Source organism: Amycolatopsis plumensis, from assembly GCF_042652605.1.
Lineage (GTDB): Bacteria > Actinomycetota > Actinomycetes > Mycobacteriales > Pseudonocardiaceae > Amycolatopsis > Amycolatopsis plumensis.
The window spans coordinates 7372580-7398768 of record NZ_JBHSJY010000001.1 but is presented as its reverse complement, the minus strand read 5'-3'; the positions used below and the strand labels follow the sequence as shown (position 1 = coordinate 7398768).

Sequence of the window (26189 nt, the reverse complement as noted above, 5' to 3'; positions counted from 1 at the left end):
AACCGCTGATCAGCGGGACGCCAAGCGGACCGGACGCACCGGCTGGTCCGGTCGGCGGCGGGGGCGCGGTCCCCGGGAAGCACGCGATCACCCCGGCAGTGACGGAAAACTCGCGGAATTCCCCTGTCCGCCAGACTGCGCCACGGGCCGGTCAGGCCCTAGGGTTCGCATCATGAAGGTCGGTCTGCTCACCCGCGAATACCCGCCGGAGGTCTACGGCGGCGCCGGGGTCCATGTGGAGTTCCTCGCCCGGGAGTTGCGGCCGCTGGTCGACCTCGACGTGCACTGCTGGGGCGCGGACCGCGCGGACGCCACCGGGCACACCGACCCGCACGGCTACCGGCAGCCCGCGTTCACGACCATGGACATCGCCGTCTCCATGGCGAACGCCCTCGAAGGCCACGACCTCGCGCACAGCCACACCTGGTACGCGAACCTCGCCGGGCACCTGGCGAAGATGACCCACGGCATCCCGCACGTCGTCACCGCGCACTCGCTGGAGCCGCTGCGGCCGTGGAAGGCCGAGCAGCTCGGCGGCGGCTACCGCGTCTCGTCGTGGATCGAGCGCGAGGCCTACGAAGCCGCGGACGCGATCGTCGCCGTCAGCGGCGGGATGCGCCGGGACGTCCTCGACGCCTACCCCGCGGTGCCGCCCGAGCGCGTCCATGTGATCCACAACGGCATCGACACCACGCTCTATCGCCCCGACCCGGGCACCGAGGCGCTGGCGAAGCACGGCATCGACCCGGACCGGCCGTACGTGCTGTTCGTCGGCCGGATCACCCGGCAGAAGGGCGTCCCGCACCTGGTCCGGGCGGGCGCTTCGCTGGACCCCGGCGTCCAGCTGGTGCTGTGCGCCGGCGGCGCGGACACCCCGGAGCTGGACGCGGAGTTCCGCGGGCTGGTCGCCGAGCTGGAGAAGACCCGCACCGGCGTCCGCTGGATCCCGGAGATGCTGCCGCGCGCCGAGGTCGTTCAGCTGCTCACCCACGCGGCGGTGTTCGCCTGCCCGTCGGTCTACGAGCCGCTGGGCATCGTGAACCTCGAGGCGATGGCCTGCGGCACGCCGGTGGTGGCCAGCGACGTCGGCGGCATCCCCGAGGTGGTCGACGACGGCCGGACCGGCCTGCTGGTGCACTACGACGAACAGGACCCGCAGGGGTTCGAGGCGGGCCTGGCCGCCGCGCTGAACGAGGTGGTCGGCTCCCCGGACCGGGCCGCCGCCATGGGCACCACCGGCCGCGAGCGCGCGGTCGGCGAGTTCGGCTGGAAGGCGATCGCCGAGCGGACGGTCGCCCTCTACGAGGCGTGCGGGAGGTCGCTGTGAACAGCGAATGCCATGTCCTGGGCATCGTGCTCGCGGGCGGGGAGGGCAAGCGCCTGATGCCGCTGACGGCGGACCGGGCGAAGCCGGCGGTGCCGTTCGGCGGCACGCACCGGCTGATCGACTTCGTGCTCTCCAACCTCGTGCACGGCGGCATCCGGCGGCTGTGCGTGCTGACCCAGTACAAGTCGCACTCGCTCGACCGGCACATCTCGACGACCTGGCGGCTGTCCTCGCTGACCGGCGAGTACGTCACCCCGGTGCCCGCGCAGCAGCGGCTCGGCCCGCGCTGGTACCAGGGCAGCGCCGACGCCATCCACCAGAGCCTCAACCTCGTCCACGACGAGAACCCCGAGTACATCGCGGTGTTCGGCGCGGACAACATCTACCGGATGGACCCGCGGCAGATGCTGGAGGCCCACATCGCCTCCGGCGCGGGCGTCACGGTCGCCGGCATCCGGGTGCCGCGGAAGGAGGCGAGCTCGTTCGGGGTCATCCGGACCACCGACGGGCTCATGATCGACGCCTTCATGGAGAAGCCGGCGGACCCGCCGGGCCTACCGGACTCGCCCGAAGAGGCGTACGTGTCGATGGGCAACTACATCTTCACCACGAAGGTGATGCTGGAAGCGCTCTACGCCGACGCCGAAAACGCCGCGTCGCACCACGACATGGGGCGTGACATCATCCCGGCGCTGGTCAAATCGGGCGAAGCGGCCGTCTACGACTTCAACACGAATGTCGTGCCCGGCGAAACCGAACGCGACCACGGTTACTGGCGCGACGTCGGGACGATCGACAGCTACTACGAGGCGCACACCGACCTCATTTCGACGCACCCGATCTTCAACCTCTACAACCGGCGGTGGCCGATCCTCGCCCACCCCGGCCAGCGGGCGGCGGCGAAGTTCGTCGAGGGCGGTTCGGCGAATCAGTCGATCGTCAGCAACGGCTGCATCATCTCCGGCGCGCAGGTCGTCGACTCGGTGCTCTCCCCCGACGTCATCGTCGAGCAGGGCGCGGTGGTGCAGGGCTCGGTCCTGCTCGACGGCGCTCGCGTCGGCCGCGGCGCGGTGGTGCGGCGGGCGATCCTGGACAAGAACGTCGTGGTCCCGGCGGGCGCGCACATCGGTGTCGACCTGGCCCGCGACCGCGGGCACTACCACGTCAGCGAAGGCGGCATCGTCGTGCTGGGCAAGGGGGAACGCGCGATCTAGGCGCGGGTGGCCGCGTCGGCCACCCCGCCGTCCGTCACCGTTCGGCTTTGCCCGGCTCCGGCGGCGGGTTCGGCGTATTCGCCTGCGCGCGCGTCGCATCGAACACAGCGTCGAAGATCGGCGTCGGCTCACCGTCGTCGCGCTTCGGCCGCTCGTCCCCCGGGCTGCCCTTTTCCTCTCCCACGCGCCCAGTTTCTGCGACGGCCGCCGATTTCGCCGACACGAGCGCCGAAAATCGCCCGGCCGGGGGATCTCGTTTTCCCGCTTTCCCGGCGTCGAAAAAACGATTTCCGGCGCGCATTTCCGCGATCGCCGGGAATATCCCGGGCGGGTCGCGGATTGCACCCGGCATGAAGGCAGTCGTCTACCGCCGCCACGGCGGACCCGAGGTGCTGGAACTGTCGGAACGGGCCGTCGCGGACCCGGGGCCGGGCGAGGTCCGCGTCCGGGTCGTCGTGTCCGCGGTCAACCCCACGGACTGGAAGGCCCGCAGCGGCCTCCGCGCCGAGCCGGGGGCCGAAATCCCGGAAACGGTCCCCCACCAGGACGGCGCGGGCGTGGTCGACGCGGTCGGCCCGGACGTCGACGGCTTCGCGCCCGGCGACCGCGTCTGGCTGATCACCGCCGGCACCTACGGCCCCGCGTCCGGCACCGCGCAGGAGTACACGGTGCTGCCGGCCGCGAAGCTGGTCCGGCTGCCCGACGCAGCGGGCTTCGACGAGGGCGCCGGGCTCGGCATCCCGGCGCTGACCGCGCACCGCGCGCTCACGGTCGCCGAGGACGGTCCGTCCCGGCTCTCCCCCGGCGCGCTGGCCGGCCGCACGGTGCTCGTCAGCGGCGGGGCGGGCGCGGTCGGCAACGCGGCCGTCCAGCTCGCCCGCTGGGCCGGCGCGACGGTGATCGCGACGGTCAGCAGCGCGGAGAAGGAGGCGCTGGCCCGGGCCGCCGGCGCCCAGCACGTGCTGCGCTACCCCGACCCGTCGCTGGGCACGCGGATCCGCTCGATCGCCCCCGACGGGGTGGACGTGGTGGTCGAGGTCGCGATGGGGGTCAACGCGAAGCTGCACACGGAGGTGCTGCGCCCGCGCGGGACGGTCGCGACCTACGGCGACGACCGGGGCACCGGGACGATCAGTCTGGACTTCGGGACGAACCTGTGGCTGAACGCGCGCTACCAGTTCCTGGTGCTGTACACGGTGGGCGAGGACAAGCTCCGCGCCGGCGCCGAGGACATCACGGCGGCGATGGCCGACGGCGCGCTGCGGCTCGGCGAGGACCGCGGGGTGCCGATCCACCGGTTCCCGCTGGCGGAAACGGCGAAAGCCCACGCGGCGTCGGAGGACGGGATCACCGGGAAGGTGCTGATCGACGTCGGTCCCGCGGACTGACGGGTGGGCGGCCCGGTTTCCCGGGCCGCCCACCGCCGCTCAACAGGCCAGGCCGCGGCGCAGCGCGTCGAGCTCGTCGGCGAACATCCGGCGGGAGATCGCCGCCGTCTCGACCAGGCTGGAGCCGTGGAAGGTGCCCGGGTAGAGGCGCAGGTCGACGGGCACACCCGCGTGCGCGAGCCGCTGCGCGTAGGCGATTCCCTCGTCGCGCAGGGGATCGAACTGGCAGGTCGTCACGAACGCGGGCGGCAGCCCGGCCAGGTCGGTCGCGCGTGCCGGAGCGGCGTAGGGCGAGACGTCCTCGCCGCCGGGTTCCGCGCCGAGGTAGCTCGTCCAGCTGTGCACCGCGTTCGGCCGGTTCCAGATCGGCGTGTCGGTGTAGGCCCGCATCGACGGGGTGTCCAGGCGGTCGTCGAGTTCCGGGATGCCGAGGTACTGGAAGCACAACTGCGGGCCGCCGCGGTCGCGGGCCAGCAGCGCCACCGCGGCCGAGAGGCCACCGCCGGCGCTTTCGCCGGCCACGCCCAGGCGGGCCGGGTCGATGCCGAGCTCGTCCGCCTTGGCCGCCGCCCAGGTCAGGGCCGCGTAGCAATCCTCGACCGGCGCCGGGAAGGGATGTTCGGGGGCGAGCCGGTAGTCCACCGATACGATCACGATGCCGAGCTCGTCGACCAGGCGCAGCACGTGCGCGTCGAAGGTGTCGAGATCACCCATGACGAACCCGCCGCCGTGGATGTACAGCAGGCCGGGCACGGCAGCGGTCCGGTTCGCGGGGGCGTAGACGCGGACCGGGACGTCCGGGGCATCGGACGGCCCGGGCACGGAGACGTTCCGGACGTCGACGGGACGGGCGGGTTCGTAGGCGGGCAGGACCTGGCTGAGCTGCGCCATCGAGGAGCGCGCGGCCAGCAGGGACTCGTGGTCGGTGAGGGTCACGGCGGGGAGCATGTCCAGCCAGGGCAGCAGCTCGGGATCGATCGCGTAGGTCATGGACCGATCATCGGCCGCGTCAAGTGACCGGGGCCACCGCCAGGCGGCGGGCGTTGCCGCCGGAATCCTCGCCATCCGGCGGCGGACGTGTGCCGGGTGCGGGCCCGACTTGCCGGGCCGCCGCTTGGCCCGGCCATCCAGCCGCTTCACCGGACACCACCGGACCCTGGCCCCCGGTCGTGAGTGGTAAGGCGGGTTAGAACCCAATGCCGCTTAGCTTAAGTTGATGTTGTGCTGGTCGGTGTGGTGCTTCTGGCGGTGTCGGTTGGCTGGTTAGTGTCGCTGCCGTGAGCGGGATTGGTGGCGGGTGGGCGGACTCGATGTCGGTGGGGGTGCTGGCCACGGCGGTGCCACGGGACGCGGTGGACACTGCGATCGCGGTGACCCGCCGGGGCGCGAAGCGCTCCGGCGGGAAACTGCCCCCGCACGTGATGGTGTACTACGCGATGGCGCTGTCGTTGTTCGCCGACGACGATTACGAAGAGGTCATGACCCGCCTCGCCGGCACGCTGGCCTCGTGGGGATGCTGGGATCCGGGCTGGGACATTCCCACCACAGGCGGGATCACCCAGGCCCGCCAGCGGCTGGGCGCCGAGCCGCTGGCGGAGGTGTTCGACACGGTCGCGGTCCCGGTAGCCGATGAGCTGACCCAGGGCGCGTTTCTGGGGCCATGGCGGCTGATGAGCATCGACGGATTCGAGTGGGACGCCCCCGACACCGACGCCAACGTCGCCGAGTTCGGGTATTCCGGCGGCACCGGCGAGAAAGCATCCGCGTTTGCAAAGGTTCGGGTACTGACCATCGCCGAGTGCGCCTCCCACGCAGTCGTGGCCACCCGGATCGGCGGGCGCGGGACCGGCGGGAAGCGCCAGGGCGAACAGACCCTGGCCCGCCGGCTCTGGCCCGCACTGGCCGAGGACTGGCTGCTGATCGCCGATTCCGGTTTCTACAGCTACCAGGACTGGAGCAAGGCGGCCGCCACCGGCGCGGCCCTGCTCTGGCGGCTGCCCGCCACGGTGAAGACCCCGAAGCTGATGGATCTGGACGACGGATCCTACCTGTCGGTACTGATCAACAAGACCGTGCGCAGCACCACCCGCCGCGCCGAGATCCTGCAGACCGCCCGCGACGGCGGTGACCTCGACCCCGCCGAGGCGACCGTGGTGCGCGTGATCGAGTACACCGTGCCCGACCGCGGACCCGACCCGGACGAGGTGATCCGCGTGATCACCACCATCGGCGATCCCGCCGACGCCCCGGCCGAGATACTCGCCCAGGCCTACCACCAGCGCTGGGAGCACGAGACCGGCAACGACCAGCTCAAAACCCACCTCCGCGGCCCCGGCCGGGTCCTGCGATCGAAAAGCCCGGACATGATCCGCCAGGAAATCTACGGCTACCTGCTCACCCACTACGCCATCAGCACACTGATCTGCCGAGCCGCCACCGAAGCCGACATCGACCCCGACCGGGTCAAATTCCTGCGCACCGTCCGCCTCGTTCGCCGCCAGACCACCTCCGGCCCGGCGGCCTTTGGGGCTGCCCAGACTTCGGTTGACACCGGAGCTGACTATTTTCAGGCCGCTGCTGCGGCTGTGTAGATGGTCTCAAACTCGACTGGGGTGAGCTTGCCCAGGGCGCGTTGCCGGCGTTTGCGGTGGTATTTCGTCTCGATCCAGGACACGATCGCCAACCGGAGCTCCTCCCGGGTGCGCCACCGCCGGGTATCGAGAACGTTCTTTTGCAGCAATGAAAAGAACGATTCCATCGCGGCATTGTCACCGCACGCACCGACCCGCCCCATCGACCCGGTCAGCCCATGAGCGTGCAGCAGGCGCCGGTAGGCCGCTGATCGGAATTGGGCTCCGCGGTCGGAGTGGACCACGACGCCGTGTGGCTCGCGCAGTGCGATGGCGTTGCGCAGCGCGCCAACGGCGAGTGAGGCTCGCATGTGGTCGGCGATGGAGTACCCGACGATCTTGTTGGAGTAGCAGTCCTTGACCGCGCAGAGATACAGCTTGCCCTCGCCGGTGGGATGCTCGGTGATGTCGGTCAGCCACTTGGTGTTCGGTGCGGCGGCGGTGAAGTCGCGGCGGACGAGGTCGTCGTGCACCGGCGGCCCCGCCTGACGTGTACGGCCTTTCTTCTTGGCGTGCAGCGAGAAGATCTGCTGCATCGAGCAGATCCGCCACACCCGGTTCTCCGACGCGGCGAAGCCCTGTCGGGCGAGCTCGTCGGCGATGAACCGGTACCCGTCCGCCGGGTCATCGGCATGGATCTTCAGGGCGGCGTTGATCAGATGCGCGTCGTCGAAGTCGCGCTGCGAGACCGGGGACGAACACCACTGGTAGTAGGCCTGCCGGGAGAACCCCAGCACCCTGCACGTCACCGCGACCGGCACCCGCACGGGGGCGCCGGCCGCGGCCAGTTCACGGACGAGCGGGAACGCTATTTTCCCGGCAGGTTGCCCTGCGCGAGATAGGCTGCGGCCTTGCGCAGGACCTCGTTCTCCTGCTCCAGCAGCCGGTTCCGCTTCCGCAGTTCCCGCAGCTCGGCGGACTCGTCCCGGGTTACGCCGGGCCGCGCGCCGTCCTCGACGTCGGCCGAGCGCAGCCAGTTGGCCAGGCACGATTCGGAGATCCCGAAGTCTTTGGCGACCTGCTTCAACGGGGCCTCGCCGCGACGGGCCACGGCGATGACGTCGTCACGGAACTCGCGGGGGTAGGGCTTGGGCACGGTGACATCCTTCCAGGTGAGGCTGAAGCCTCACAGGTGAGGTGTCAACCAGACCCTGGGCAGACCCTTTTCCCCCTAACCAGCAGACCAGAACACTCACCACCGCCATCACCACCCGCCGTCACCTCAACCCGCAACGCCGGCACAGAACCTACCCACGCGTGGTCAAACGAGCCCGCCACACCGCATACCGGATTAAGAAACCCACCGACACCGGCACCCACCACAACGGACCCGCCACCATCACCCTCACCACCGCCGCATGATCAACACAAGCTAAGTGGCATTGGGTTAGAACCCGCCTTACCACTCACGAGCCGGCCACCGTTCACCGCCCGGACCGCCTTCCCGCGCTCATCCTCGCCGGGGTGCGGGCGCTGCTCGCCATCCGGTCGACGGCGCGCCTATCGTGGCGGGATGAAAGGGCTGCTGCTGCGGCTGTCCGGGCTCGACGCCGACGCCGAGAACGCCGTGCGGGTGATCGGGTTCTTCGACCGCCTGATCGCCGGCCGCGCGGGGCTGGACGTCCTCGTGCGCAGCACCGCGGACCTGGCCGGCTGCCCGGTCGGCGTGCACGCTCCCGGTCAGGGCCTGTCGTTGCGCGCTGAGCCGGGGGACGACGCCGTCACCACCGGTGCGGCGCCCCTCGGCGCGGCCACGCGGACGCTCGAAGGCGGCGTGGCCGTGTGGGTGGCCCGGGCGGGCGCGCCCGTCCCGCTCGACGACATGCTGCTCGAGCGGTTCGCCATCGCCGCCGCCATTCTGCTGGAGCACTCCGGCGTGCCGCGGCCCGAGCTCGGGGATCCGGCGCTGGTGGAGCTGGTGCTGTCGGAGGAGACCGGCACGGTCGAACGGTCGCGGGCCCTGCACCTGCTCGGCTTCGGCCCGGCGACCCGGCTACGCGTGCTCGCGGGCACCGGCGTCGACGCGCTCGCGGGCCGTTCGGCGCGGCTGGGCGGGGTGCGGGCGGTGCTGCTGCCGGGCGAGGTGGCGTCACTGCCGGACGGCGCCCGCGCGGGCATCGGCCCGGAGGGACCGGCCATCGAGGTGGCTCGTTCGTGGGCCGCGGCCCGGACGGCCCTGCGATTCACCTCGGCGGCGGAGCCCGTGGTCTGGTGGGAACGGCTCGGCGGGCTGGCCGCGCTCGCGGACAAGCTCGCGCCGGCGGAACTCGCGGAGCTGGCCGACGTCCGCGCGCTGGACCGGCTGGCGGCCGAACCCCACGGCGCGGACACGTTGGCGGCCTTGGACGCGTTGTGCGCCACGGGCTCGGCCCGCAAAGCGGCGGCGGCGCTGCACCGCCACCACAGCACGATGCCGGCCCGGCTGGCGCGGGCGGAAGCGGTACTGGGCTTCGAGGTTGACTCCCCGGCGGGCCGCTTCCGGCTTCACCTGGCGTTGGTCCTGCGCCGGCTACGGGACAACACCGACCCCGGCTGACGGCGGCCGAGCGCCGGTCGCGGAACCCGCGGGCCGCTCAGGACTCAGCCGCCCGGCCGACGGCAACCAGGCCCCGCCCCCGAGCCTCGGGGTGCTCAAGACTCAGCCGACCCCGACCGACCGCAACCGCGGCCCGATCCCGAAACTCGAGGGTGTTCGGCCTCACCGGCTCCGGCTGGCCGCAGCCGAACCCCGGTCGCGAAACCCTCGGGCGCCCGGGATTCAGCCGAGCGCACCCGGACCCGAAATGCTCGCGCTGCTCAGTCCTCACCCGACCGGCCGCAGCGCCTCCCGTGACCGCCGCACCAAATCCTCCGCCGCGGGCGGCCATTCCGGGTACCTGAACTCGAATCCCGCCTCCCGCAACCTCCCCGGGATCACCCGGCGGCTCTTCAACAGCAGCTCCGTGTCGCTGCGCAGCACGAACGCGCCGAGCTCCGCCATCCACTTCGTGGCCGGCAGGCCCACCGGCACCCCCGCCGCCGAGCGGAGGGCGCGCAGGAAATCCCGGTACGGCAACGGTTCCGGGGCCGCCAGGTTCACCGGACCGCTCAGCTCCTCGTGCCCGATCAAAAAACCGATCGCGTCGATCAGGTCGTCCTCGTGGATCCAGGACATGTACTGGCCGCCGCCCGCTACCGGGCCGCCCAGGCCCAGGCGGGTCAGGCGCAGGAGCATCGCCAACGCTCCGCCGGGCTCGGGGCTCATCACCATGGCCGTGCGCAGCGCCACCTTGCGCGTGTCCGGGGTGGCCGCCAGCCGCTGCTCGCGCTCCCACGCCTTGGCGATGTCGACGCTGGTGGACCAGTAGGCCGGGACGTCCGGCTCGTCGCCGCCGAGGACGCCGGTGGTTTCGTCGTTCGGCGCGGCGAACGTGTGCGCGTAGATCGTCGCCGTGCTCATCTGCAGCCACACCCGCGGCGGGCGGGCCGCGCGGGCGATCGCGCCGCCGACCACCCTCGCCGAGTCGACGCGGGAGTTCAGCATCTCGCGCAGGTTCGCCTCGGTGTACCGGCAGTTCACCGAGCGGCCCGCCAGGTTGAGCACGACGTCGCTGCCGTCGATCTCCGCCGTCCACGGGCCCGGGCCGCGGCCGTCCCACCGGACGTGGCGCGTTCCCGGCTCCGGCCGGGTCTCCCGCCGGGTCAGCACCACGACCTCGTTCCCCTGCTCGGCCAGCGCCCGGCCGAGCACCCGTCCCAGGTGCCCGGTGCCGCCCGGAATCACGATCTTCATGGCCACCCCCTTCACCGCTCCCACGGTATCGCAAGAGTTGAACACGTTCAATTATCACCGAAAGTCATCACCCGAAGGAGACGTCGGAACGCCACCACACGAGGCCGTTCAAGATCGGCAAGAGCCGTCAAGAAGATCACGGGCCAGTCTCCGCCATTCGGCCGATCGGGTAGAGAAAACCACAGGTCACAGTCACGCATCGGAACTTCTTCCCGGTGAAACGACGCCGCCGTGGCTCGATCCCGCGCGCGTAACAGGTCCGGGCGGAATGGGCAAGGGACCTCCGGCCTTCGCAGTCGGGCCGGTCGCCCGGGAGAAAGATCGCCCGGGAATTCGCACACTCTTCGTGACGGTCCGCTCGGACCACGCCGGGCCGGCCCCGGCTTCCCGATCCAGTCCCAGGAGAAACACATGCGCAAGATCAGCAAGCGGTCCGCGGTCGTCCTCGGCGCCGCCGGGGTGGTCGTCGTCGCCGGGGTCGCCTACGCCGCCTGGTCCAGCTCCGGCGCCGGCACCGGCTCGGTCTCCTCGACCACGTCGGTCGACTCGAAAATCACCCCCGCCGGCTCGGGCAGCGCCCTCTACCCGGGCGGGGGCACCGACTTCACCGTCACCATCAACAACCCCAACGACTACCCCGTCGTCGTCACCGCGATCAGCGCCGGTTCCTCGGACGCGGTCAACGGCTGCGCCGCCGGGACCGTCACCAGCGCGGTTCCCGGGACCACCCCGGGCACCATCGCGGCCAAGGGCAGCGGCACCTACACCCTGCACGCGACGATGAGCGGCGGCGCCACCGACGCCTGCAAGGGCCAGACCTTCGTGCTGCCGCTGACCGCCACGCTCGCGTCCAACGCCTGATCCGCACCGGACGGCGCCCCGATGTCCAGGTGGCGGATCTCCGTTCCGGCCGGCACGCTCGCGGCCGTCGTGGTCACGTGGTTCGCGCTCGGCCCCGCGCCGGTGGCGAGCACCGCGAACGGCAACGGCATCAAGCAGTTCGGCATCGCCGACGTGCCCGGCCGGGCCACCGCGTTGTTCCCCGGCGCGACCGGGACGCGGTGGATCCGGCTGGCCAACGCCGAAAACTTCCCCATTCTCGTCCAGACCGTGACGGCCGCGGTCGGCAAACCGGTCGACCGCGGTGGCCGTCCGGTGCCCGCCTGCCCGGCGTCTTCGGTCCGGGTCGACGCGCTCCCCCGGCCGGTGACCGTCCCCGGCAACGGCACCGCCGACATCGCCCTCACCAGCCACATGCTGCCCGGCGCACCCGACGCGTGCCGGTCGGTCACCTTTCCCCTGACGTACACAGGAACGGCGGTCAAGCCATGAAGAACCCGACCCTGCGCCGCGTGCTCGTGGTCACCACGGTGGTCGGCGCGACGCTGGGCGGCGGGATCGCCGTCGCCGCGTGGACGAGCTCCGGTTCCGGGGCCGCGAACGCGAAGGCCGGAACGGCGGCCGCACCGACGACCGGGACGGTGGCCGCTGCCGCCTTCACCAGCGGCCTGCTCTACCCCGGCGGACCGGCCGGCGACGCGAAGATCCTGGTGAACAACCCGAATCCGTACCCGGTCAAGGTCAGCACGATCGTGGCGAACGGGACGCCGGCCGGCTCCGGCGGGACGGGCACCTGCACGACGACCGGCGTGAGCTGGACCGCGCAGTCGCCGAACGCACCGGTGGCCGCGGGTGGCAGCGCGACCCTCACGCTGGCGGGCGCGGTCTCGATGAGCACGGCGTCCGACGACGGCTGCCAGGGCGCGCTGTTCGCGATCCCGGTGACGGTCACGGTGGTGAGCGGATGAGCACGCGCCGGGTGGTCCTCGCCGCCGCGATGGTGGCGGCCGCGTGGACCACCGTGATCAGCGGCCTGGTCGCGGAGGCGGCTTGGCAGAAGTCCGGCTCCGGCACCGGCTACGCGGTGGCGGCCAAACTGCAGACGCCCGGCCAGCCGGTTCTCGACGACGCGAAGTGCAACAACGGCGGTTCCGGCCCGACGGCCACGGTGCACTGGAGCTACCCGGCGCCCCTTCCGCCCGGTTTCGAGGTGTTCACCGCGACCGCGAAGAACGGTCCCGTGACGAGCGCCGGAACCACCACGACCACCTCGGCCACCGTCGCCCTGTCCAGCAACAAGACCACGTACGTGAGCGTGCGCGCGACCGCCGGCGCCTGGCGGGGCCCCCGATCTCCGGAGGTGGCCGCCTGCTGATCCCGGAACACCCCTGAAAGCCCTGCAACGCAAAGGAAAACCCATGCTGGAAAGACTGCGTGCCGCCCGCGCGAACGAGGACGGCTTCACCCTGATCGAACTGCTCATCGTCGTCGTGATCCTGGGCGTGCTGGCCGGGGTCGTCGTGTTCGCCGTGCAGGCGTTCAACGGCGACGGCAAGGCCGCCGCGTGCAACGCGGACTGGAAGAGCGTCGAGACCGCCAACGAGGCCTTCTACGCCAAGACCGGCAGTTACGCCGCGAGCCCGGCCGCGCTGAAGTCCGCCGGTTACCTGAAGGACGAGCCGTCGACCGCCAACGGCTACACGATCGCCATCACCGCCGGTGTCGTCACGGCCTCCGGCGCCTGCACCCACTGATCCCGTCCGCGGGGTGGGGCGACCCACCCCGCGGACCCAGCCCGCCCGGAGGAAACCATGCCCACCCGGATCGGCAGCCGCGTCGACGGCCTGCTCGAGGCGTTGTGGCAGGCGCGTGGCACCGACCTGCTGCTCACCGCCGGACTGCCGCCCCAGCTGCGCGTGCACGGTGACCTCTCCGCGGTCCCCGGCCACCCCGTCCTCACCGGTGAGGACACCCGCGCCCTGCTCGCCGAGCTCCTCACCGACGACCAGGCCGCCGCCTGGCGCACCAGCCGCGAATTCGACTTCTCCTTCGGCTGGCGCGACGAAGCGCGCGTCCGCGGGAACGCCTTCACCCAGCGCGGCGAGACCGTCGTCGCGCTGCGGATGATCCCGCGCCGCATCCCCGGCATGGCCGACCTCGGCCTGCCGCCGGTCCTGGCCGACTTCGCGCGACAGCACCAGGGTCTCGTCCTCGTCACCGGGCCGACCGGCTCCGGGAAGTCGACCACGCTCGCCGCCGTCATCGACCGGATCAACTCCGAACGCGCCTGCCACATCCTCACCGTCGAGGATCCGATCGAGTACGTCCACGACCACCGGCGGTCCGCGGTCAACCAGCGCGAGGTCGGCACGGACACCGAATCCTTCCCCGCCGCGTTGCGCAGCGCCCTGCGGGAGGACCCCGACGTGCTGCTGGTCGGCGAAATGCGCGACCTCGAGTCGATCCGGTTCGCGCTCACCATCGCCGAGACCGGGCACCTGGTCTTCGCCACCCTGCACACCAACGACACCGCGCAGTCCCTCGCGCGGATGATCGACGTCTTCCCGGCCGGGCAACAGGAGCAGGTGCGCGTGCAGCTCGCCGCCGCGCTCACCGGGATCGTGTACCAGCGGCTCCTCCCCCGCATCGGCGGCGGGCTCGTCGCCGCCTTCGAGGTCCTCGTGGCCAACACGGCCGTCCGCAACCTCATCAAGGAAGGCAAGCCGCACCAGCTGCGCAACGCCCTCGTCACCGGACGCCGCGAGGGCATGGTCACCCTGGAGCAGTCGCTGTCCCAGCTCGTGGCCGCCGGGCTGGTCACCCCGGCCGACGCCGCCGCGCGCAGCCTGCACCCGCGGGACATCGACCCGCGGCCGCTCCCCCGGAGCGTGCCGGCATGAGACTCCGCACCCAGCCGCGCACCGTCGACCTCCGCACGGTGACCCCGGACCGCGCCGCCGCGGACCTGCTCGGCGAGGCGAAAGCCCGCGAACTCTGCGCGATTCCCTTGGCCGTTCGCGAGGACGCCGTGCTGGTCGCGGTCGCCGACGCGGCCACCGCCCCGGCGCTGCAGGCGGCGCTCGGCCGCCCGGTGACCGTCGCCGTCGCCGCCCGCGCGGACATCCTGGCCACCATCGGCCGCACCTACCGCGCCCTCACCGGCGTCGACCAGCAGGTCAAGGCGTTCGAGGCCCGGGACGCCGTGCGGCGCGACGCGGCCCGCGCCGAGGCGCCGGCCACCGCGAACGACGACGCCCCCGTCGTGCACGTCGTCGCCCTCATGATCAAGCAGGCGCTCCGCGACCGGGCCTCCGACATCCACGTGGAGCCGCAGGCCGAGCGGATCCGCGTCCGCTACCGCATCGACGGCGTGCTCCACGACGTGCTCGACCTGCCCGGCTCGATGGGGCCCGCGGTGACCAGCCGGATCAAGATCCTCGCCGGTATGAACATCGTCGAGCGCCGCCGCCCGCAGGACGGCCAGATCAGCATGGACGTCGAAGACCGGCCGGTGGACATCCGGGTGGCCAGCACGCCGGTCGTCGGCGGTGAGAAGGTCGTGCTGCGGCTGCTGGACAAGAGCCGTCCGCTGTTCCGGCTGCGCCAGCTCGGCATGCCCGAGGAGATGGCCGCGCGCTACACGTCCGTGCTGCAGTCGCCCTACGGCATGGTCATCTGCGCCGGGCCCACCGGCAGCGGCAAGACCACGACGCTCTACGGCTCGCTGGGCGAGCTCGACAGCAGCGAGCGCAACATCATGACCATCGAGGACCCGGTCGAGTACACCATGTCCTCGATCAACCAGATCCAGATCAACGAGCAGACCGGCGTCACCTTCGCCGACGGCCTCAAGTCCATCCTGCGCCAGGACCCGGACGTCATCCTCGTCGGCGAGGTCCGGGACGTCGACACCGCGCGCATCGCCGTGCAGTCCGCGCTCACCGGCCACTTCGTGCTCTCCTCGCTGCACGCCACCGACGCCGCGTCGGCGCTGCACCGGCTGCTGGACATGGGGATCGAGAACTTCCTCGTCGCGTCCTCGGTCACCGCGGTGCTCGCCCAGCGGCTCGTGCGGCGGATCTGCGCGCGCTGCAGCGAGTACTACCAGCCCACGGCCGAGGAAATGTCCTTTCTGGACGCCCTGGGCTCGGACGGCCCGGCGGGCGGGTTCGTCCGCGGGGCCGGGTGCAACTTCTGCGCGCAGACCGGGTTCCTGGACCGCACCGGCGTGTACGAGCTGATGCCGGTCAGCGAAGGCATCCGCACGCTCGTGCTGGACAGCGCGCCGCACCGCGAGGTGCACGAACTGGCCCGCAAGGAAGGCATGCGGACGCTGCAGGACGAGGCCCTCCGGCTGGTCGCCGAGGGCGTCACCACCCCGGCCGAGGTGCTGCGGTCGATCTACCTCACCGGAGGGGCGCGATGAACCGGTACGCCTACGTCGCCACCGGCCCGGACGGGCTGCGCACCCGCGGGGTACAGAAGGCGCCCGACGCCGATTCGGCCGTCCTCGCGCTGTACGAGCGCGAGCTGCGGGACATCGAGGTCACCGAGAAGAAGAGCGTGCTGAGCCTGGAGCTGACCGCGCCGCGGGTCAAGCGCGAGGTCGTCATGCACCTCTCGCGCCAGCTGGGCGCCTTCGTCCGGGCCGGGCTGCCGCTGATCGACGCGGTCCACATCCTCGGCGAGGAGGCCGCGAACTCGTCGGTGACCCGGATGCTGCGGGACGTCGAACAGGGCCTGCGCGGCGGCGACCGGCTGTCGGACTGCATCGACCGGCACCCGAAGATCTTCCCCGAGTTCTACCGCGAGATCCTGCGCTCGGCGGAGCTCACCGGGCAGCTCGACGTCGTGCTCGACCAGCTGGCCGGCTACCTCGAACGCGACCTGGAAGCCCGGCGCAAGATCAAGGCCGCGCTGATCTACCCGGCGATGATCGCGCTGATGTCGGTCGTCACCGTCGTCGTGCTCGCCACCTTCGTCCTACCGCGGTTCAAGTCCTTCTTCGCCAGCCTCAACGCGAAACTGCCGCTGCCGACGCGGATGCTGCTGGCCGTCACCGACTTCCTGGGCCAGTGGTGGTGGGCGCTGCTGGCCGGGCTGTTCGCCGTCATCACGCTGTCCGTCCTCGCCGTGCGCACGCCCGGTGGCCGGTACGCCCGCGACCGCGCGCTGCTCGGCGTCCCGGCGATCGGCCCGACCGTGCGGCACGCGCTGGTCGAGCGGTTCTGCCGGATCCTGTCGTCGATGGTGAGCGCCGGGGTGCCGCTGCCGGAGGCCCTGCGGGTGGCGACGGACTCGCTGCGCAACCGCGTGTTCATGCGCGCGCTGGCCCGGGTCGCGCAGGCGGTGCTCAACGGCGAGGGCCTGGCCCGGCCGCTCACCGGCTCCGGCCTGTTCCCGGTGACCGCCGCGCAGATGATCCGCGTCGGCGAGGACACCGGCACCCTCGACACCCAACTCCAGGTCACCGCCCAGTACTACGAGAGCGAGCTGGACTACCGGCTGAAGAAGCTCACCGCGCTGTTCGAGCCGGCCGTCATCGTGGTGATGGGCCTGGTCGTCGGGTTCGTCGCGGTCGCGCTCGTCTCGGCGATGTACGGGATCTTCGGCCAGGTGCACCTCTGATGGGCGGCCTCCGATGAGCACGGACGACCGGGGCGAAAGCCTCCTCGAACTGCTGGTCGCGGTGACGATCCTGGGGATCGCCGTGCTCGCGATCGTCGGCGGGATCGGCGTGAGCGTGTTCCTGTCCGACGTCCACCGCAAGCAGGCCACGGCCGGTGCCGGGGTGCGCGACTTCGGCGAGGCCGTCCTGGCGGGCGGGTACTTCCCGTGCGCCGCGCCCGCGAAGTACGCCGCGCCCGCCGGGTTCACCGTGCCGTCCGGGTTCACCGGCTCGGTGACGTCGGTGAAGTACTGGACCGGCTCGGCGTGGTCGGCGACCTGTGGCACCGACAGCGGGCTGCAGCAGGTGACCCTGCAGGTGGCCAGCACCGACGGGCGGGCGAGCGAACGCCTGGAGGTCGTGCTGCGCAAGCGGTGCGGGCTCGGGGAGGCGCTGTGCTGAGCCGCCGGTCCGACGCCGGGTTCACGCTCATCGAGCTGCTGGTCGTCGTCGTCATCCTCGGGGTGGTCGCCGCGCCGATCGCCAACGCGGTGATCGTCTCGATCCGCAACACCGACGCCACCTCGGCCCGGCTGGCCGTTTCCCACGACGCCCAGCAGAGCTCGGCGTTCTTCGCCCAGGACGTCGCCGCGGTCGGCCTGCGGGACTACTCGGGGGCGGTGGCGAACGGCCAGGTCCCGTACTCGCCGTCGATCCAGCTCGGCGCCGCCTACGACGGCGGCGGCCAGGTCTGCGGTACGGCCGCGACCCCGGTTTCGGTGGTGCGGCTGCTGTCCGACGACTGGGACACCGGCACACCGGCCGCGACCCGGCGCACCGCGGTCGTCGCCTACTACCTCGCCGGGACCGAGCTGCACCGCCTGCGCTGCCTGGATTCCGCGCCGTCGTCCGACTCGGTCGTCGCGCACCACGTCGACCCGGGCACGCCCGCGATCACCTGCTCGAGCACGTGCACCGCCGCGGCCGTGCCGCTGTGGGTGAAGTTCACCTTCACCGCCGTGGCGCCCCACGCCGACCCCTACCCCATCACGCTGTTCGGGCAACGGAGGCAGACATGAACCGCCGGTGGAAGGGCGACGACACGGGGGCCGCGCTGCCGCTGGTGCTCGTCCTGGTGACGGTGATCGCGGTGGTGCTCGGTGCGCTGCTGTCGTTCGCCGACACCAGCGTCCGCACCACGGTGAACCTGCGCGACCAGGCCGCGTCCGCCTACACGGCCGACGGCGCGCTGCAGGCGGGAATCAACGCGATCCGCACCAGCACGTTCACCGGCGCGGCCGGTGAGCACTGCTTCGGCGGGTCCGACACGCTGAGCCTGCCGAACTTCGGCGGCGCCGGCTCGGCCGCGGTGTCGTGCACCGCCGACCCGGCGAAGGTGCGGATCCAGTGTCCGTCCCTGAGCGTGTGCAACCGGCCGGGCAACGCGATCCTCACCCTCGGCACCGGCGGCGAGGACGGGCTCAACATCCAGCAGCCGACCGGTTCGTCGTTCAAGGTGCACGGCATCGTGTACTCGAACTCGAACATCCGGGTGGTCAACGGCTCGCTCGACACGAACACCGCGGTGTACGCGCGCGGCACCTGCTCGGGCACGATCCTGAGCACGCCCACGCCGTCGTGCGGCTTCGGCGGGTCGAGCCTCGGCGCCGACCCGGGGTACGCCCCGGCGCTGACGTCCGTGCCGCCGCGTCAAGCACTGCCGCCGTGCACCAAGGCGTCTTCGCTGGTGACGTTCCAGCCCGGGTACTACGACGACGCGGCCGGGCTGTCGGCGATGATGTCCAGCAGCAGCAAGTGCAAGGACAGCACGTTCTGGTTCACGCCCGGGACGTACTACTTCGACTTCCACAACAGCGCGTCGGTCCGGCCGCCGTCGTTGCCCTCGGGCACCGACGAGTGGACGGTCGACAACGGCTACCTGGTCGCGGGCACGCCGGTGGACGGCAGCGGGCGGATCATCGCCAAGCCCCCGGTCCCGGCGCAGATTCCGGGAGCCTGCGACAACCCGATCGACGACGCGAAGGCGGTCGGCGTCCAGTTCGTCTTCGGCGGCGACAGCCGGCTGGCGGTGAAGGCGGGACAGGCGGAGATCTGCGGGACCTACAGCGCGGAACGGCCGCCGGTGGCCGTGTACGGGCTGACGTCGGGCGCGGAGTCGCTGGTGACCACGACACTGGTTCCCGCGTCCGTGACGGGTGATTTCACCGGCGGGACGACCGCCTCGCTGTCCAAAGTGGATGGTTTGGGCGCCACCTGGGTCTCGCCCGGCAAGAGCGGGGGCAGCGCCACGCTGACTGCCACCGGCTTCGCCGCCGCCGCGGCACCGCCCGCCGGGACGATCCTGACTTCGGCGAAGCTCCGCGTGACCCACCGGAACGACCAGGGCACGAACAAGGACACCCGCACGGCGCAGTTCACCCCGACGGGGAGCTCGCCGATCTCGCTGACCGTGTCCAGCCCCGGCGGCGGCTCGGCCGTCACCGACGTCACCGACGTGACGAGCCAGCTGGCCCAGGCGGTGTACGACGGCACCTTCGCCGGCGGCCAGCTGGGGTACACCGTGAACGTCAAGCACGAAGGCACGGAACTGGTGGATGCGCTGCAGCTGGACCTGGCCTACACGCCGCCCGCCCTGCGCTCGGAGAGCGGGTGTACGCAGCTGATGTACCCGAGCAGTGCCGCGTGCGCGCTCGTCACGACGGTGAACAACTCCGGGAACCGGTTCTACGTGCAGGGGACGACGTACGCGCCGAAAGCGGTCCTGGACGTCACGCTGAACAACGCGACCGAGCCGATCTTCCGCTTCGGCGTCGTCGCGCGGTCGTTGTGGGTGAAGGAAACCGGGAGCGTGACGTTCACCGGGGCGGTGATCGAGGTGCCGGACGACTCCCCCGGGTTCGTCTTCGGCGTCTACCTGTCCGCGTACGTGTGCCCGGGTTCGTCGACCTGCGCCCCGGGTGGTGCCCCGGTAGCTCGGGCACGGGTGGCCTATGTGGACGGTGATCCGGCGAACCCGGTGCCGGGGGCGCGTCAGGTGTCGGTGCTGAGCTGGTCGGGGAACCGGTGACCGGTCAGGCCAGGCCGGTCAGGCGCTGGTAGGCGTCGCCGAGCGGGCCGGCCGCGAAGACCGCCACCAGGGCCGCGGCGATCATGAACGGCCCGAACGGCAGGGCGGTCTTGCGGCCGCCCTTGCCGGACGCGAGCACCACGGCGCCGGCGACCGCGCCGAGCAGGAACCCGCCGAACGCCCCGATCAGCAACGCCGGCCAGGAGAGGAAGGCGAGGATCCCGCCGAGGAGGCCGGCGAGCTTGACGTCGCCGAAGCCCATGCCCGCCGGGTACGCCAGCGCGAGGAGGAGGTAGAAGGCGAACAGGGCGGCGCCGCCGATCCCGGCCCGGGCGAGTGACCACCAGTCGTCGCGCCACCAGGCCGACGCCGTCAGCAGGACGGCGAGGACCGGGTACGACGGCAGCACGATCGGGTTCGGCAGGCGGCGGCAGTCGAGGTCGATCAGGGCCAGGGCGACGCCGATCGCGCCGAAGTAGAGGAAGGCGGGCAGCTCCGGCGGGTCGAGCCGCAGGGCCAGCAGCGCGAACAGGACCGCGGTGCCGAGTTCGACCAGCGGGTACCGGACGCTGATCCGGGTGCCGCAGCCCGCGCACCGGCCGCGCAGGACGAGCCAGCCGAAGACGGGGACGTTGTGCCGGGCCTTGATGGTCTGCCCGCAGCCGGGGCAGCGCGAGGGCGGCCGGACCACGGACTCGCCCCGCGGCACCCGGTGGATCACGACGTTGAGGAACGACCCGACGAGCAGGCCGAGCACCGCCGCCGCCACGACCACAACCATCGGCCTCCTTCGCACCGGGGCGACCACGGCAGATCTTGCCCGACCCCCGCCCAGCCCGCGACCGGACAGCGCGTACCCAGACAGTCGGCCCGCGTACCCAGACGGTCGACCTGCGTACCCAGACGGTCGGTTCGCGACCCGAGCCGGGTCCGGCCGTGTCATCCCTCCGGGTACGCCAGCCGACCCTCCAGGTACGCAGGCCGACCCTCCAGGTACGCAGGCCGACCCTCCAGGTACGCAGGCCGACCCTTCAGGTACGCGAGTCGTCCGTTCGGGTACGCGAGTTGGTGGGGTGGGGCGCAAATTTGGGCGGGAAATGGGGGGCGGGCGGGCCTAGAGTCTGGGGATGACCGCCGGTGGGTTGCCGATCGTTGCCGGGGTCGAGCAGGTCGTCGTCCACGCGCACCCGCGGAAGGAACTCCTCGAGCCCGGCGGCTCCGCCCAGCTGGTCCGCACCACCGCGTGACGGGGAAGCGGAACGGAAGCGGTACCGGGCAGGATGACGGTGAATGCGACTGGGAGGAAGCATATGAAGACTGCAGCAAAGGCCGGAATGGTGGCGCTGGGGGCGCTGCTGGCCGGCACGACGGCGCTGGTGGCCCCGGCCCAGGCGACGACGATCATCCAGCGAACGGCCACCTGCCACGACGGCGAATTCAGCGGCACGTTCACCCTCCGGTACGAGAACACCGGCTTCGATTTCCGCTTGCTCGGCGGGTACAGCGCGTCGGGACCGTACATCGGCGACGTCGCGGGCAAGGTCTCGTTGCGGATTTCGTACCGCACCGGAACGACGACGCGCACGGTGTACTCGCAGTCGTTGCCGACGACCGGGAACACCAGCTTCTCGATGCCGACCACCACGACCGTGCCGGTCACCGGGATGGGCACCGCGGCGGCGACGTTCGACAACGGCGCGGCGTCCTGCACCGCGACGGTGCCGATCAGCTAGGCGTCGAGGCCGCCGCCCTGGGTCCCGGCACGCCGTGGCCCAGGGCGGTTCGTCACCGCCGTGTCAGCAGCTCGAGTGCTGGATCGTCTTGAAGATGTTGACCGCGCTGAAGAGCGAAGCGTCGTAGGTGAAGTGCTTCGTCCAGAAGTAGCGCGGCGGCGGGTTGCCGTCGTCCATCCGCGGGCTGTCGAACGTGCCCGCGGAGAACAGCTTCGTCCCGGCCGTGGTCTTGAAGTCGAAGCTCGAGTGCCAGACGTCGCCGGAGTGCGTCTGGAACGTCAGCGTCGTCGCGCTCCAATCCCCCGTGCCGTCCGACCGGATCACCATGGTGCCGTTGTCCTGCTCGCAGTCGCCGACGTGCAGCTGGCCCCATGTCGCACTTTTCACCTCGAGGACCGCCGCGCTGTGCGCCGGTGCGGCGGTCGCCGCCGGCGCGCCCGTCAGCACCGCCGCCCCCGTCGCCGCGAGGGCGAAAACCGGTGCCAGACCGCGAATCATGCGTTTCATGGACTTCCTCCCGAAGAACCGGTGGCCGCGGACCCCTCCGGTCCGCTCGGGCCGAGCCTCGCAGCGCCCGTCGACAGTCCGTCGACAACTCGTCGACGGACATTCAGGCGGGCGTCGGACGTATCCGGAGCGGCCCGGCCCGCTCCTGTACGCGGAGCGCGCGGGATACCCGCGTCGCGGAGGGGCGGGCATGGGCGGGGTGGACCTCGGGGTGCTGGGACCGTTCGAGGTGCGGCTGGACGGCGAGCCGCGGGACGTCGGGGGCCCGCGCCTGCGGACCCTGCTGGCGGTGCTGGCGGCGGAGGCGGGCCGGGTGGTCAGCGTCGGCGCGCTGGGGCGGGCGCTGTGGGGCGAGGAGGCGCCCGCGCACGCGGACCGCACGGTGCGGACCTACCTTTCGCGGCTGCGCGGCACGCTCGGCGCGGAGGCGATCCTCACCCGGCCGCCGGGCTACGTGCTGCACCTCGCGCCGCAGGCCCTCGACGCCGCGCGGTTCGAACAGCTCACCGCCGAGGGGCGCCGGGAGCTGGCCGCCGGGGAACCCGCGGCCGCCCGGAAACACCTGGCCGCCGCGCTGGACCTGTGGCGCGGGCACACCGCTTACGAGGAGTTCGGCGAGGTGGAAACCCTGGCGGCGGAGGGGATGCGGCTCGACCGGCTGCGGCACAACGCCGTGCAGGACCGGATCGAGGCCGACCTCGCGACCGGCGAGGACACCGGGCTGATCGCCGAGCTGGAGGCGCTGACCGCCGCGTTCCCCGGCCACGAACGGCTGTGGGCCCAGCTGATGACGGCGCTCTACCGGGCCGGGCGGCAGAGCGACGCGCTGGAAGCGTTCCGCCGAGCCCGGCACGGCCTGATCACCGCGTCCGGGGTCGAGCCGTCACCGGTGCTGGCGCAGGTGCACCGCCGGGTGCTCGCCCACCACCCGGCGCTGCTCGCCACCCGCGCGACCGCGGTGGTGGCCGGCTCCGACGACGACGCCCTCATCGCGGGCGAGCACGCGCTGCTCGCGGACGGCGACCTGCGGACCAGCCGGGAACACTTCGAAACCGCCTACGTCCGGGCCGAGCGGGCCGGCGACGCCACCTCCCTCGCCCGCGCGGCCCTCGGCCTGGGCGGGGTGTGGGTGCACGAGCACCGGACGGCCGCCGCGGCGGCGTCGCTGCTGACCCGGCTGCGGCACGCGCTCGACCAGGTCGACCCCGGCTCGACGCTGGGCCACCGGCTGCAGGCCCGGCTCGCCGCGGAGCTGGACTACGAGGCGGGCACGCACGACCGGGTGCTCGCGGCGGCCGAGCGGACGCGGGCGGCGGGCGATCCCGTCGCGCACGCCGAGGCGCTGAGTTTGGCCCACCACTGCCTGCTCGGCCCGGACCACGCGCGGCTGCGGCACGGCCTCGCGACCGAGCTGGTCGGGGTGAGCGGCCGCTCGGGACGGCGCACCGACCTGGTGATGGGGGTGCTGTGGGACACCGTCGACCTGTTCCTGGCCGGTGACCCGCACGCCGAGCGCCGGCTCGGCGAGCTCGACGACCTACTCGCCGAGCGCAAGCACCTGGCGGCGGGGTTCGTGGCCGACGCGCTCAAGGTCATGCTGGCCATCCGCGCGGGCCGCTTCCGCGAGGCCGAAGCGGGGGCGCAGGCCTGCGCCGAGTTCGGCCGGGCGGCGGGCGACTTCGACGCGCTCGGCTGGTACGGCGCGCAGCTGGTGGCGATCCGGTGGTTCCATGGGCGCCTCGGAGAGCTCGTGCCGGTCCTGGACGGGCTGATGCACTCACCGACGCTCAGCCCGATCGACAATTCGTACTACGCGGCGCTCGCCGTCGCGGCGGCCTCGGCGGGCGACCGCCGCACGGCCGCGGGCGCGCTGGCGCGCCTCTGCGGCGAAGACCTGGGGGCGCTGCCGCGGTCGAGCACCTGGCTGACTTCGCTGTGCGGCGCCGCGGAAACGGCCTACCTGCTCGACGACGGTGCGACGGCGGCGCGGATCCACGAGCTGCTGGCGCCGTTCGCGCAGCTGCCCGCCATGGCGAGCCTGGGCATCGCGTGCTTCGGCTCGGTCCACCACCCGCTCGGGACCACGGCCCTCACCGCCGGTGATCCGGACCGGGCCGTGTCGCACCTGCGGGCCGCCGTCCGGCACAACCTGGCCTTGGCGCACTGGCCCGCGGTGGTGTTTTCCCGGCGCCGCCACGCCGACGCCCTGCTCCGCCGCGGCAGACCCGGCGATGCGGCGGCCGCGGACCGCGAACTGGCCGCGGCCGACGAGGAAGCCCGGACGTTCGCTACTGGGCGATGAGCTGCTCCCGCCACCCTTCCAGCCGGAACAGCGGGGCCACCGCGGCGAGATCCAGGGCGCGGCGCACCACGCCGGAGGGCTTCAGCACCAGGTCGATCCCCGCTTCCGAGCAGCGGGACCGCAGGCGGCCCAGCGAAGCCACCCCGGTGACGCCGCAGAACCCCACGCCCAGCAGGTCGACCACCAGCCGCCGGGGCGACGCCGCGACGGCGCGGTCGAGTTCCCCGTCCAGGCGCGGGCGCGTCGCCATGTCGATTTCGCCCGTGACCGTGACCCGCAGCGTTCCCGGGCCGGTTTCCGCGGTCGTTGCCGTCAGCAGCATCGCGGACAGGTCGAGGGCGCTCATCGAGGTGCTCCTTCCACGGAAATCAGCGGTGAATGATCACCTCTTACCCCATCGCCGCGGACACCAAACGGCCCGAAGTGTGTGAAGCTCGGAACCGACCGTGAGGAGCGACGATGCCCGGACTTCTGCTGCGCGACGGCCGTCCCTGGAACACCGGCGGCCCGGCCGACCTGCTCATCTCGGACGGGGTCATCGCCGAGGTCGGGCCCGGCATCGCGGCCGGGGACGCCGAGGTGGTCGAGCTCGGCGGCCGGCTCGTCCTGCCCGGCCTCGTCGAAGCCCACTGCCACCTGGACAAGACGCTCTACGGCGGACCGTGGCGGCCGCACTCGGCCGGGCCCGCGCTCGCCGACCGGATCGCCGACGAACGCCTCCGCCGCGCCGAACTCGGACTGCCCGACCCGGCCCGCGTCAGCGCGCTGCTGGAAACCATGGTCGCCGCCGGCACCACGCACGTCCGCACGCACACCGACGTCCACTCCGGCACCGGTCTCACCGGGGTGGAGGTGGTCCGCGACACGGCCGCCCGGCTGGCCGGGCGGATCACCGTCGAGCAGGTCGCCTTCCCGCAGAGCGGCATCCTCACCGACCCGGGCACGGCCGCGCTGCTCGAAGAGGCGATCAAGCTCGGGGTGCACGCGGTGGGCGGCATCGACCCGGCCGGGCTCGACCGGGACCCGGTCCGCCACCTCGACGTCGTCTTCGGCCTCGCGGAACGCCACGGCGTGCGGATCGACCTGCACCTGCACGATCCCGGCACGCTCGGCGTGTTCGAACTGGAGCTGATCATCGAGCGGACCCGGGCTGCCGGTCTCGCCGGGCGGGTGACGGTCAGCCACGCCTACGCGCTCGGCCAAGCCGACGCCGCAACGCAGGACCGCCTGGCCGCGGAGCTCGCGGAGGCGGGCATCACGATCACCACGGCCGCCGTCTTCGACTTCCCGGTCCCGCCGGTGAAGAAGCTGCGCGCGGCCGGGGTGAACGTGGCGTGCGGGCACGACGACATCCGCGACCTGTGGAGCCCGTACGGCAGCGGCGACCTCCTGGACCGGGCGATGCACCTGGCCTACCGCAGCACGTTCCGCCGCGACGAGGACATCGAGCTCGCCCTGGAAGCGGTCACCTACGGCGGCGCGAGCGCCCTCGGCCTCGCCGGTTACGGGCTCACCGAGGGCGCGCCCGCGGACCTCGTGGTCCTCGACGCGGAGACGACGGCCCACGCCGTGGTGACGCGGCCGCCGCGCGACCTGGTCGTCAAGGCAGGCCACGTCGTCCACCGGTCCGGGGCTCTTTCCGTGCCGCCGGGCCGGTGAGTGCGCCTCGCTCAGGCGGACTCGCGGCCACAGAGCTGAAGCGGCACGTCCCCGGCCAACGGCCCGCACGCAGTGAATGACTCATTCCTGGCTTCTGACGTCATGGGCTTGACCCGGTTTG

Annotated in this window: 26 protein-coding genes; 19 read left to right on the top strand and 7 right to left on the bottom strand. The window is 72.2% G+C overall.

Annotation, left to right across the window (positions count from 1 at the left end; all coding sequences use genetic code 11):
- The first annotated feature begins 172 nt into the window (after positions 1 to 172).
- Together glgA and glgC are read left to right on the top strand one after the other, a co-directional pair.
- A complete protein-coding gene (gene glgA, locus ACFPLC_RS35820; protein ID WP_378192414.1) occupies positions 173 to 1327 on the top strand; it encodes a glycogen synthase in 1155 nt (384 codons plus the stop codon).
- Positions 1324 to 2541 (top strand): glucose-1-phosphate adenylyltransferase, encoded by a 1218-nt coding sequence (glgC, locus tag ACFPLC_RS35815; RefSeq protein WP_378192412.1) that lies wholly within the window; start codon positions 1324 to 1326, stop codon positions 2539 to 2541. The genes glgA and glgC overlap by 4 nt, the downstream gene beginning before the upstream one ends.
- Positions 2542 to 2575: 34 nt before the next feature.
- Here glgC and ACFPLC_RS35810 read toward each other — a convergent pair whose 3' ends face one another.
- Positions 2576 to 2893, bottom strand: a complete 318-nt coding sequence (locus ACFPLC_RS35810; protein ID WP_378192410.1) for a hypothetical protein — start codon at positions 2891 to 2893, stop codon at positions 2576 to 2578.
- On the opposite strand from ACFPLC_RS35810, the gene ACFPLC_RS35805 reads away from it, so the two are divergent.
- Positions 2892 to 3929: an NADPH:quinone reductase gene (locus ACFPLC_RS35805; protein ID WP_378192408.1), complete on the top strand. Its 1038-nt coding sequence runs from the start codon at positions 2892 to 2894 to the stop codon at positions 3927 to 3929. The two genes, ACFPLC_RS35810 and ACFPLC_RS35805, sit on opposite strands and share 2 nt — an antisense overlap.
- Positions 3930 to 3968: 39 nt before the next feature.
- On the opposite strand, the gene ACFPLC_RS35800 is transcribed toward ACFPLC_RS35805, so the two are convergent.
- Positions 3969 to 4919, bottom strand: a complete 951-nt coding sequence (locus tag ACFPLC_RS35800; RefSeq protein ID WP_378192406.1) for an alpha/beta hydrolase — start codon at positions 4917 to 4919, stop codon at positions 3969 to 3971.
- Positions 4920 to 5206: 287 nt separating this feature from the next.
- On the opposite strand from ACFPLC_RS35800, the gene ACFPLC_RS35795 reads away from it, so the two are divergent.
- Entirely contained in the window at positions 5207 to 6520 is a 1314-nt protein-coding gene (locus ACFPLC_RS35795) for an IS4 family transposase (protein ID WP_465251642.1), read from the top strand.
- Here the strand turns inward: ACFPLC_RS35795 and ACFPLC_RS35790 are convergent.
- Positions 6496 to 7655, bottom strand: a protein-coding gene (locus ACFPLC_RS35790) for an IS3 family transposase (protein WP_378208302.1) whose coding sequence is annotated in 2 segments (ribosomal slippage) — positions 6496 to 7374 and positions 7377 to 7655 — 1158 coding nt in all. Because the reading frame shifts where the segments join, the coding sequence is not laid out codon by codon here. The genes ACFPLC_RS35795 and ACFPLC_RS35790 overlap by 25 nt on opposite strands.
- A gap of 417 nt (positions 7656 to 8072) precedes the next feature.
- Here ACFPLC_RS35790 and ACFPLC_RS35785 point away from each other — a divergent pair.
- Positions 8073 to 9095 (top strand): helix-turn-helix domain-containing protein, encoded by a 1023-nt coding sequence (locus tag ACFPLC_RS35785; RefSeq protein ID WP_378207951.1) that lies wholly within the window; start codon positions 8073 to 8075, stop codon positions 9093 to 9095.
- Positions 9096 to 9362: 267 nt separating this feature from the next.
- On the opposite strand, the gene ACFPLC_RS35780 is transcribed toward ACFPLC_RS35785, so the two are convergent.
- Positions 9363 to 10331: a TIGR01777 family oxidoreductase gene (locus ACFPLC_RS35780; RefSeq protein ID WP_378207948.1), complete on the bottom strand. Its 969-nt coding sequence runs from the start codon at positions 10329 to 10331 to the stop codon at positions 9363 to 9365.
- Positions 10332 to 10742: 411 nt separating this feature from the next.
- Here ACFPLC_RS35780 and ACFPLC_RS35775 point away from each other — a divergent pair, with 411 nt between their 5' ends.
- Genes ACFPLC_RS35775 through ACFPLC_RS35725 form a run of 11 tightly spaced genes read left to right on the top strand, consistent with a single transcriptional unit; the run spans position 10743 to position 19867 of the window.
- The gene (locus tag ACFPLC_RS35775) at positions 10743 to 11192 is read left to right on the top strand and encodes a hypothetical protein (RefSeq protein ID WP_378207945.1); all 450 of its coding nucleotides are present in this window, start codon (positions 10743 to 10745) and stop codon (positions 11190 to 11192) included.
- A 21-nt stretch (positions 11193 to 11213) separates the two neighbouring features.
- On the top strand, positions 11214 to 11663 hold the full coding sequence (locus ACFPLC_RS35770) for a hypothetical protein (RefSeq protein ID WP_378207943.1): 450 nt from the start codon (positions 11214 to 11216) through the stop codon (positions 11661 to 11663).
- Entirely contained in the window at positions 11660 to 12139 is a 480-nt protein-coding gene (locus ACFPLC_RS35765; RefSeq protein WP_378207940.1) for a hypothetical protein, read from the top strand. Before ACFPLC_RS35770 ends, ACFPLC_RS35765 begins: the two co-directional genes overlap by 4 nt.
- Positions 12136 to 12546 carry a hypothetical protein gene (locus ACFPLC_RS35760; RefSeq protein ID WP_378207938.1) on the top strand — a complete coding sequence of 137 codons (411 nt, stop codon included), beginning with the start codon at positions 12136 to 12138 and terminating at the stop codon, positions 12544 to 12546. Before ACFPLC_RS35765 ends, ACFPLC_RS35760 begins: the two co-directional genes overlap by 4 nt.
- 43 nt (positions 12547 to 12589) lie before the next feature.
- Positions 12590 to 12925, top strand: a complete 336-nt coding sequence (locus ACFPLC_RS35755; protein WP_378207935.1) for a competence type IV pilus major pilin ComGC — start codon at positions 12590 to 12592, stop codon at positions 12923 to 12925.
- A gap of 57 nt (positions 12926 to 12982) precedes the next feature.
- On the top strand, positions 12983 to 14071 hold the full coding sequence (locus ACFPLC_RS35750; protein WP_378207932.1) for a type IV pilus twitching motility protein PilT: 1089 nt from the start codon (positions 12983 to 12985) through the stop codon (positions 14069 to 14071).
- Positions 14068 to 15597 carry a GspE/PulE family protein gene (locus ACFPLC_RS35745; protein WP_378207930.1) on the top strand — a complete coding sequence of 510 codons (1530 nt, stop codon included), beginning with the start codon at positions 14068 to 14070 and terminating at the stop codon, positions 15595 to 15597. The genes ACFPLC_RS35750 and ACFPLC_RS35745 overlap by 4 nt, the downstream gene beginning before the upstream one ends.
- On the top strand, positions 15594 to 16799 hold the full coding sequence (locus ACFPLC_RS35740; protein ID WP_378207927.1) for a type II secretion system F family protein: 1206 nt from the start codon (positions 15594 to 15596) through the stop codon (positions 16797 to 16799). The genes ACFPLC_RS35745 and ACFPLC_RS35740 overlap by 4 nt, the downstream gene beginning before the upstream one ends.
- A gap of 13 nt (positions 16800 to 16812) precedes the next feature.
- On the top strand, positions 16813 to 17241 hold the full coding sequence (locus ACFPLC_RS35735; protein ID WP_378207924.1) for a type IV pilus modification PilV family protein: 429 nt from the start codon (positions 16813 to 16815) through the stop codon (positions 17239 to 17241).
- Positions 17235 to 17858: a prepilin-type N-terminal cleavage/methylation domain-containing protein gene (locus ACFPLC_RS35730; protein ID WP_378207921.1), complete on the top strand. Its 624-nt coding sequence runs from the start codon at positions 17235 to 17237 to the stop codon at positions 17856 to 17858. The genes ACFPLC_RS35735 and ACFPLC_RS35730 overlap by 7 nt, the downstream gene beginning before the upstream one ends.
- The gene (locus ACFPLC_RS35725) at positions 17855 to 19867 is read left to right on the top strand and encodes a hypothetical protein (RefSeq protein ID WP_378207918.1); all 2013 of its coding nucleotides are present in this window, start codon (positions 17855 to 17857) and stop codon (positions 19865 to 19867) included. Before ACFPLC_RS35730 ends, ACFPLC_RS35725 begins: the two co-directional genes overlap by 4 nt.
- A 4-nt stretch (positions 19868 to 19871) precedes the next feature.
- On the opposite strand, the gene ACFPLC_RS35720 is transcribed toward ACFPLC_RS35725, so the two are convergent.
- Complete coding sequence (locus ACFPLC_RS35720) at positions 19872 to 20648, bottom strand: prepilin peptidase (protein ID WP_378207915.1); 777 nt, start codon at positions 20646 to 20648, stop codon at positions 19872 to 19874.
- A 529-nt stretch (positions 20649 to 21177) separates the two neighbouring features.
- Here ACFPLC_RS35720 and ACFPLC_RS35715 point away from each other — a divergent pair.
- Positions 21178 to 21600 carry a hypothetical protein gene (locus ACFPLC_RS35715; RefSeq protein ID WP_378207912.1) on the top strand — a complete coding sequence of 141 codons (423 nt, stop codon included), beginning with the start codon at positions 21178 to 21180 and terminating at the stop codon, positions 21598 to 21600.
- A 63-nt stretch (positions 21601 to 21663) separates the two neighbouring features.
- Here the strand turns inward: ACFPLC_RS35715 and ACFPLC_RS35710 are convergent, their stop codons facing one another.
- Positions 21664 to 22107, bottom strand: coding sequence for a DUF6294 family protein (locus ACFPLC_RS35710; RefSeq protein WP_191309384.1), 444 nt, complete (start codon positions 22105 to 22107; stop codon positions 21664 to 21666).
- Positions 22108 to 22297: 190 nt separating this feature from the next.
- Here ACFPLC_RS35710 and ACFPLC_RS35705 point away from each other — a divergent pair, with 190 nt between their 5' ends.
- The gene (locus tag ACFPLC_RS35705) at positions 22298 to 24409 is read left to right on the top strand and encodes a BTAD domain-containing putative transcriptional regulator (RefSeq protein WP_378207909.1); all 2112 of its coding nucleotides are present in this window, start codon (positions 22298 to 22300) and stop codon (positions 24407 to 24409) included.
- Here the strand turns inward: ACFPLC_RS35705 and ACFPLC_RS35700 are convergent.
- Positions 24396 to 24755 (bottom strand): STAS domain-containing protein, encoded by a 360-nt coding sequence (locus tag ACFPLC_RS35700; protein WP_378207906.1) that lies wholly within the window; start codon positions 24753 to 24755, stop codon positions 24396 to 24398. The genes ACFPLC_RS35705 and ACFPLC_RS35700 overlap by 14 nt on opposite strands.
- A 113-nt stretch (positions 24756 to 24868) precedes the next feature.
- Here ACFPLC_RS35700 and ACFPLC_RS35695 point away from each other — a divergent pair, with 113 nt between their 5' ends.
- The gene (locus ACFPLC_RS35695) at positions 24869 to 26068 is read left to right on the top strand and encodes an amidohydrolase (RefSeq protein ID WP_378207903.1); all 1200 of its coding nucleotides are present in this window, start codon (positions 24869 to 24871) and stop codon (positions 26066 to 26068) included.
- Positions 26069 to 26189 lie beyond the last annotated feature (121 nt).

Coding starts and splice junctions, on each gene's coding strand:
- glgA (WP_378192414.1), top strand. CDS start 173: ATGAAGGTCGGTCTGCTCACCCGCGAATACCCGCCGGAGGTCTACGGC.
- ACFPLC_RS35805 (WP_378192408.1), top strand. CDS start 2,892: ATGAAGGCAGTCGTCTACCGCCGCCACGGCGGACCCGAGGTGCTGGAA.
- ACFPLC_RS35810 (WP_378192410.1), bottom strand. CDS start 2,893: ATGCCGGGTGCAATCCGCGACCCGCCCGGGATATTCCCGGCGATCGCG.
- ACFPLC_RS35800 (WP_378192406.1), bottom strand. CDS start 4,919: ATGACCTACGCGATCGATCCCGAGCTGCTGCCCTGGCTGGACATGCTC.
- ACFPLC_RS35785 (WP_378207951.1), top strand. CDS start 8,073: ATGAAAGGGCTGCTGCTGCGGCTGTCCGGGCTCGACGCCGACGCCGAG.
- ACFPLC_RS35780 (WP_378207948.1), bottom strand. CDS start 10,331: ATGAAGATCGTGATTCCGGGCGGCACCGGGCACCTGGGACGGGTGCTC.
- ACFPLC_RS35775 (WP_378207945.1), top strand. CDS start 10,743: ATGCGCAAGATCAGCAAGCGGTCCGCGGTCGTCCTCGGCGCCGCCGGG.
- ACFPLC_RS35770 (WP_378207943.1), top strand. CDS start 11,214: ATGTCCAGGTGGCGGATCTCCGTTCCGGCCGGCACGCTCGCGGCCGTC.
- ACFPLC_RS35765 (WP_378207940.1), top strand. CDS start 11,660: ATGAAGAACCCGACCCTGCGCCGCGTGCTCGTGGTCACCACGGTGGTC.
- ACFPLC_RS35760 (WP_378207938.1), top strand. CDS start 12,136: ATGAGCACGCGCCGGGTGGTCCTCGCCGCCGCGATGGTGGCGGCCGCG.
- ACFPLC_RS35755 (WP_378207935.1), top strand. CDS start 12,590: ATGCTGGAAAGACTGCGTGCCGCCCGCGCGAACGAGGACGGCTTCACC.
- ACFPLC_RS35750 (WP_378207932.1), top strand. CDS start 12,983: ATGCCCACCCGGATCGGCAGCCGCGTCGACGGCCTGCTCGAGGCGTTG.
- ACFPLC_RS35745 (WP_378207930.1), top strand. CDS start 14,068: ATGAGACTCCGCACCCAGCCGCGCACCGTCGACCTCCGCACGGTGACC.
- ACFPLC_RS35740 (WP_378207927.1), top strand. CDS start 15,594: ATGAACCGGTACGCCTACGTCGCCACCGGCCCGGACGGGCTGCGCACC.
- ACFPLC_RS35735 (WP_378207924.1), top strand. CDS start 16,813: ATGAGCACGGACGACCGGGGCGAAAGCCTCCTCGAACTGCTGGTCGCG.
- ACFPLC_RS35725 (WP_378207918.1), top strand. CDS start 17,855: ATGAACCGCCGGTGGAAGGGCGACGACACGGGGGCCGCGCTGCCGCTG.
- ACFPLC_RS35720 (WP_378207915.1), bottom strand. CDS start 20,648: ATGGTTGTGGTCGTGGCGGCGGCGGTGCTCGGCCTGCTCGTCGGGTCG.
- ACFPLC_RS35715 (WP_378207912.1), top strand. CDS start 21,178: ATGAAGACTGCAGCAAAGGCCGGAATGGTGGCGCTGGGGGCGCTGCTG.
- ACFPLC_RS35710 (WP_191309384.1), bottom strand. CDS start 22,107: ATGAAACGCATGATTCGCGGTCTGGCACCGGTTTTCGCCCTCGCGGCG.
- ACFPLC_RS35705 (WP_378207909.1), top strand. CDS start 22,298: ATGGGCGGGGTGGACCTCGGGGTGCTGGGACCGTTCGAGGTGCGGCTG.
- ACFPLC_RS35700 (WP_378207906.1), bottom strand. CDS start 24,755: ATGAGCGCCCTCGACCTGTCCGCGATGCTGCTGACGGCAACGACCGCG.
- ACFPLC_RS35695 (WP_378207903.1), top strand. CDS start 24,869: ATGCCCGGACTTCTGCTGCGCGACGGCCGTCCCTGGAACACCGGCGGC.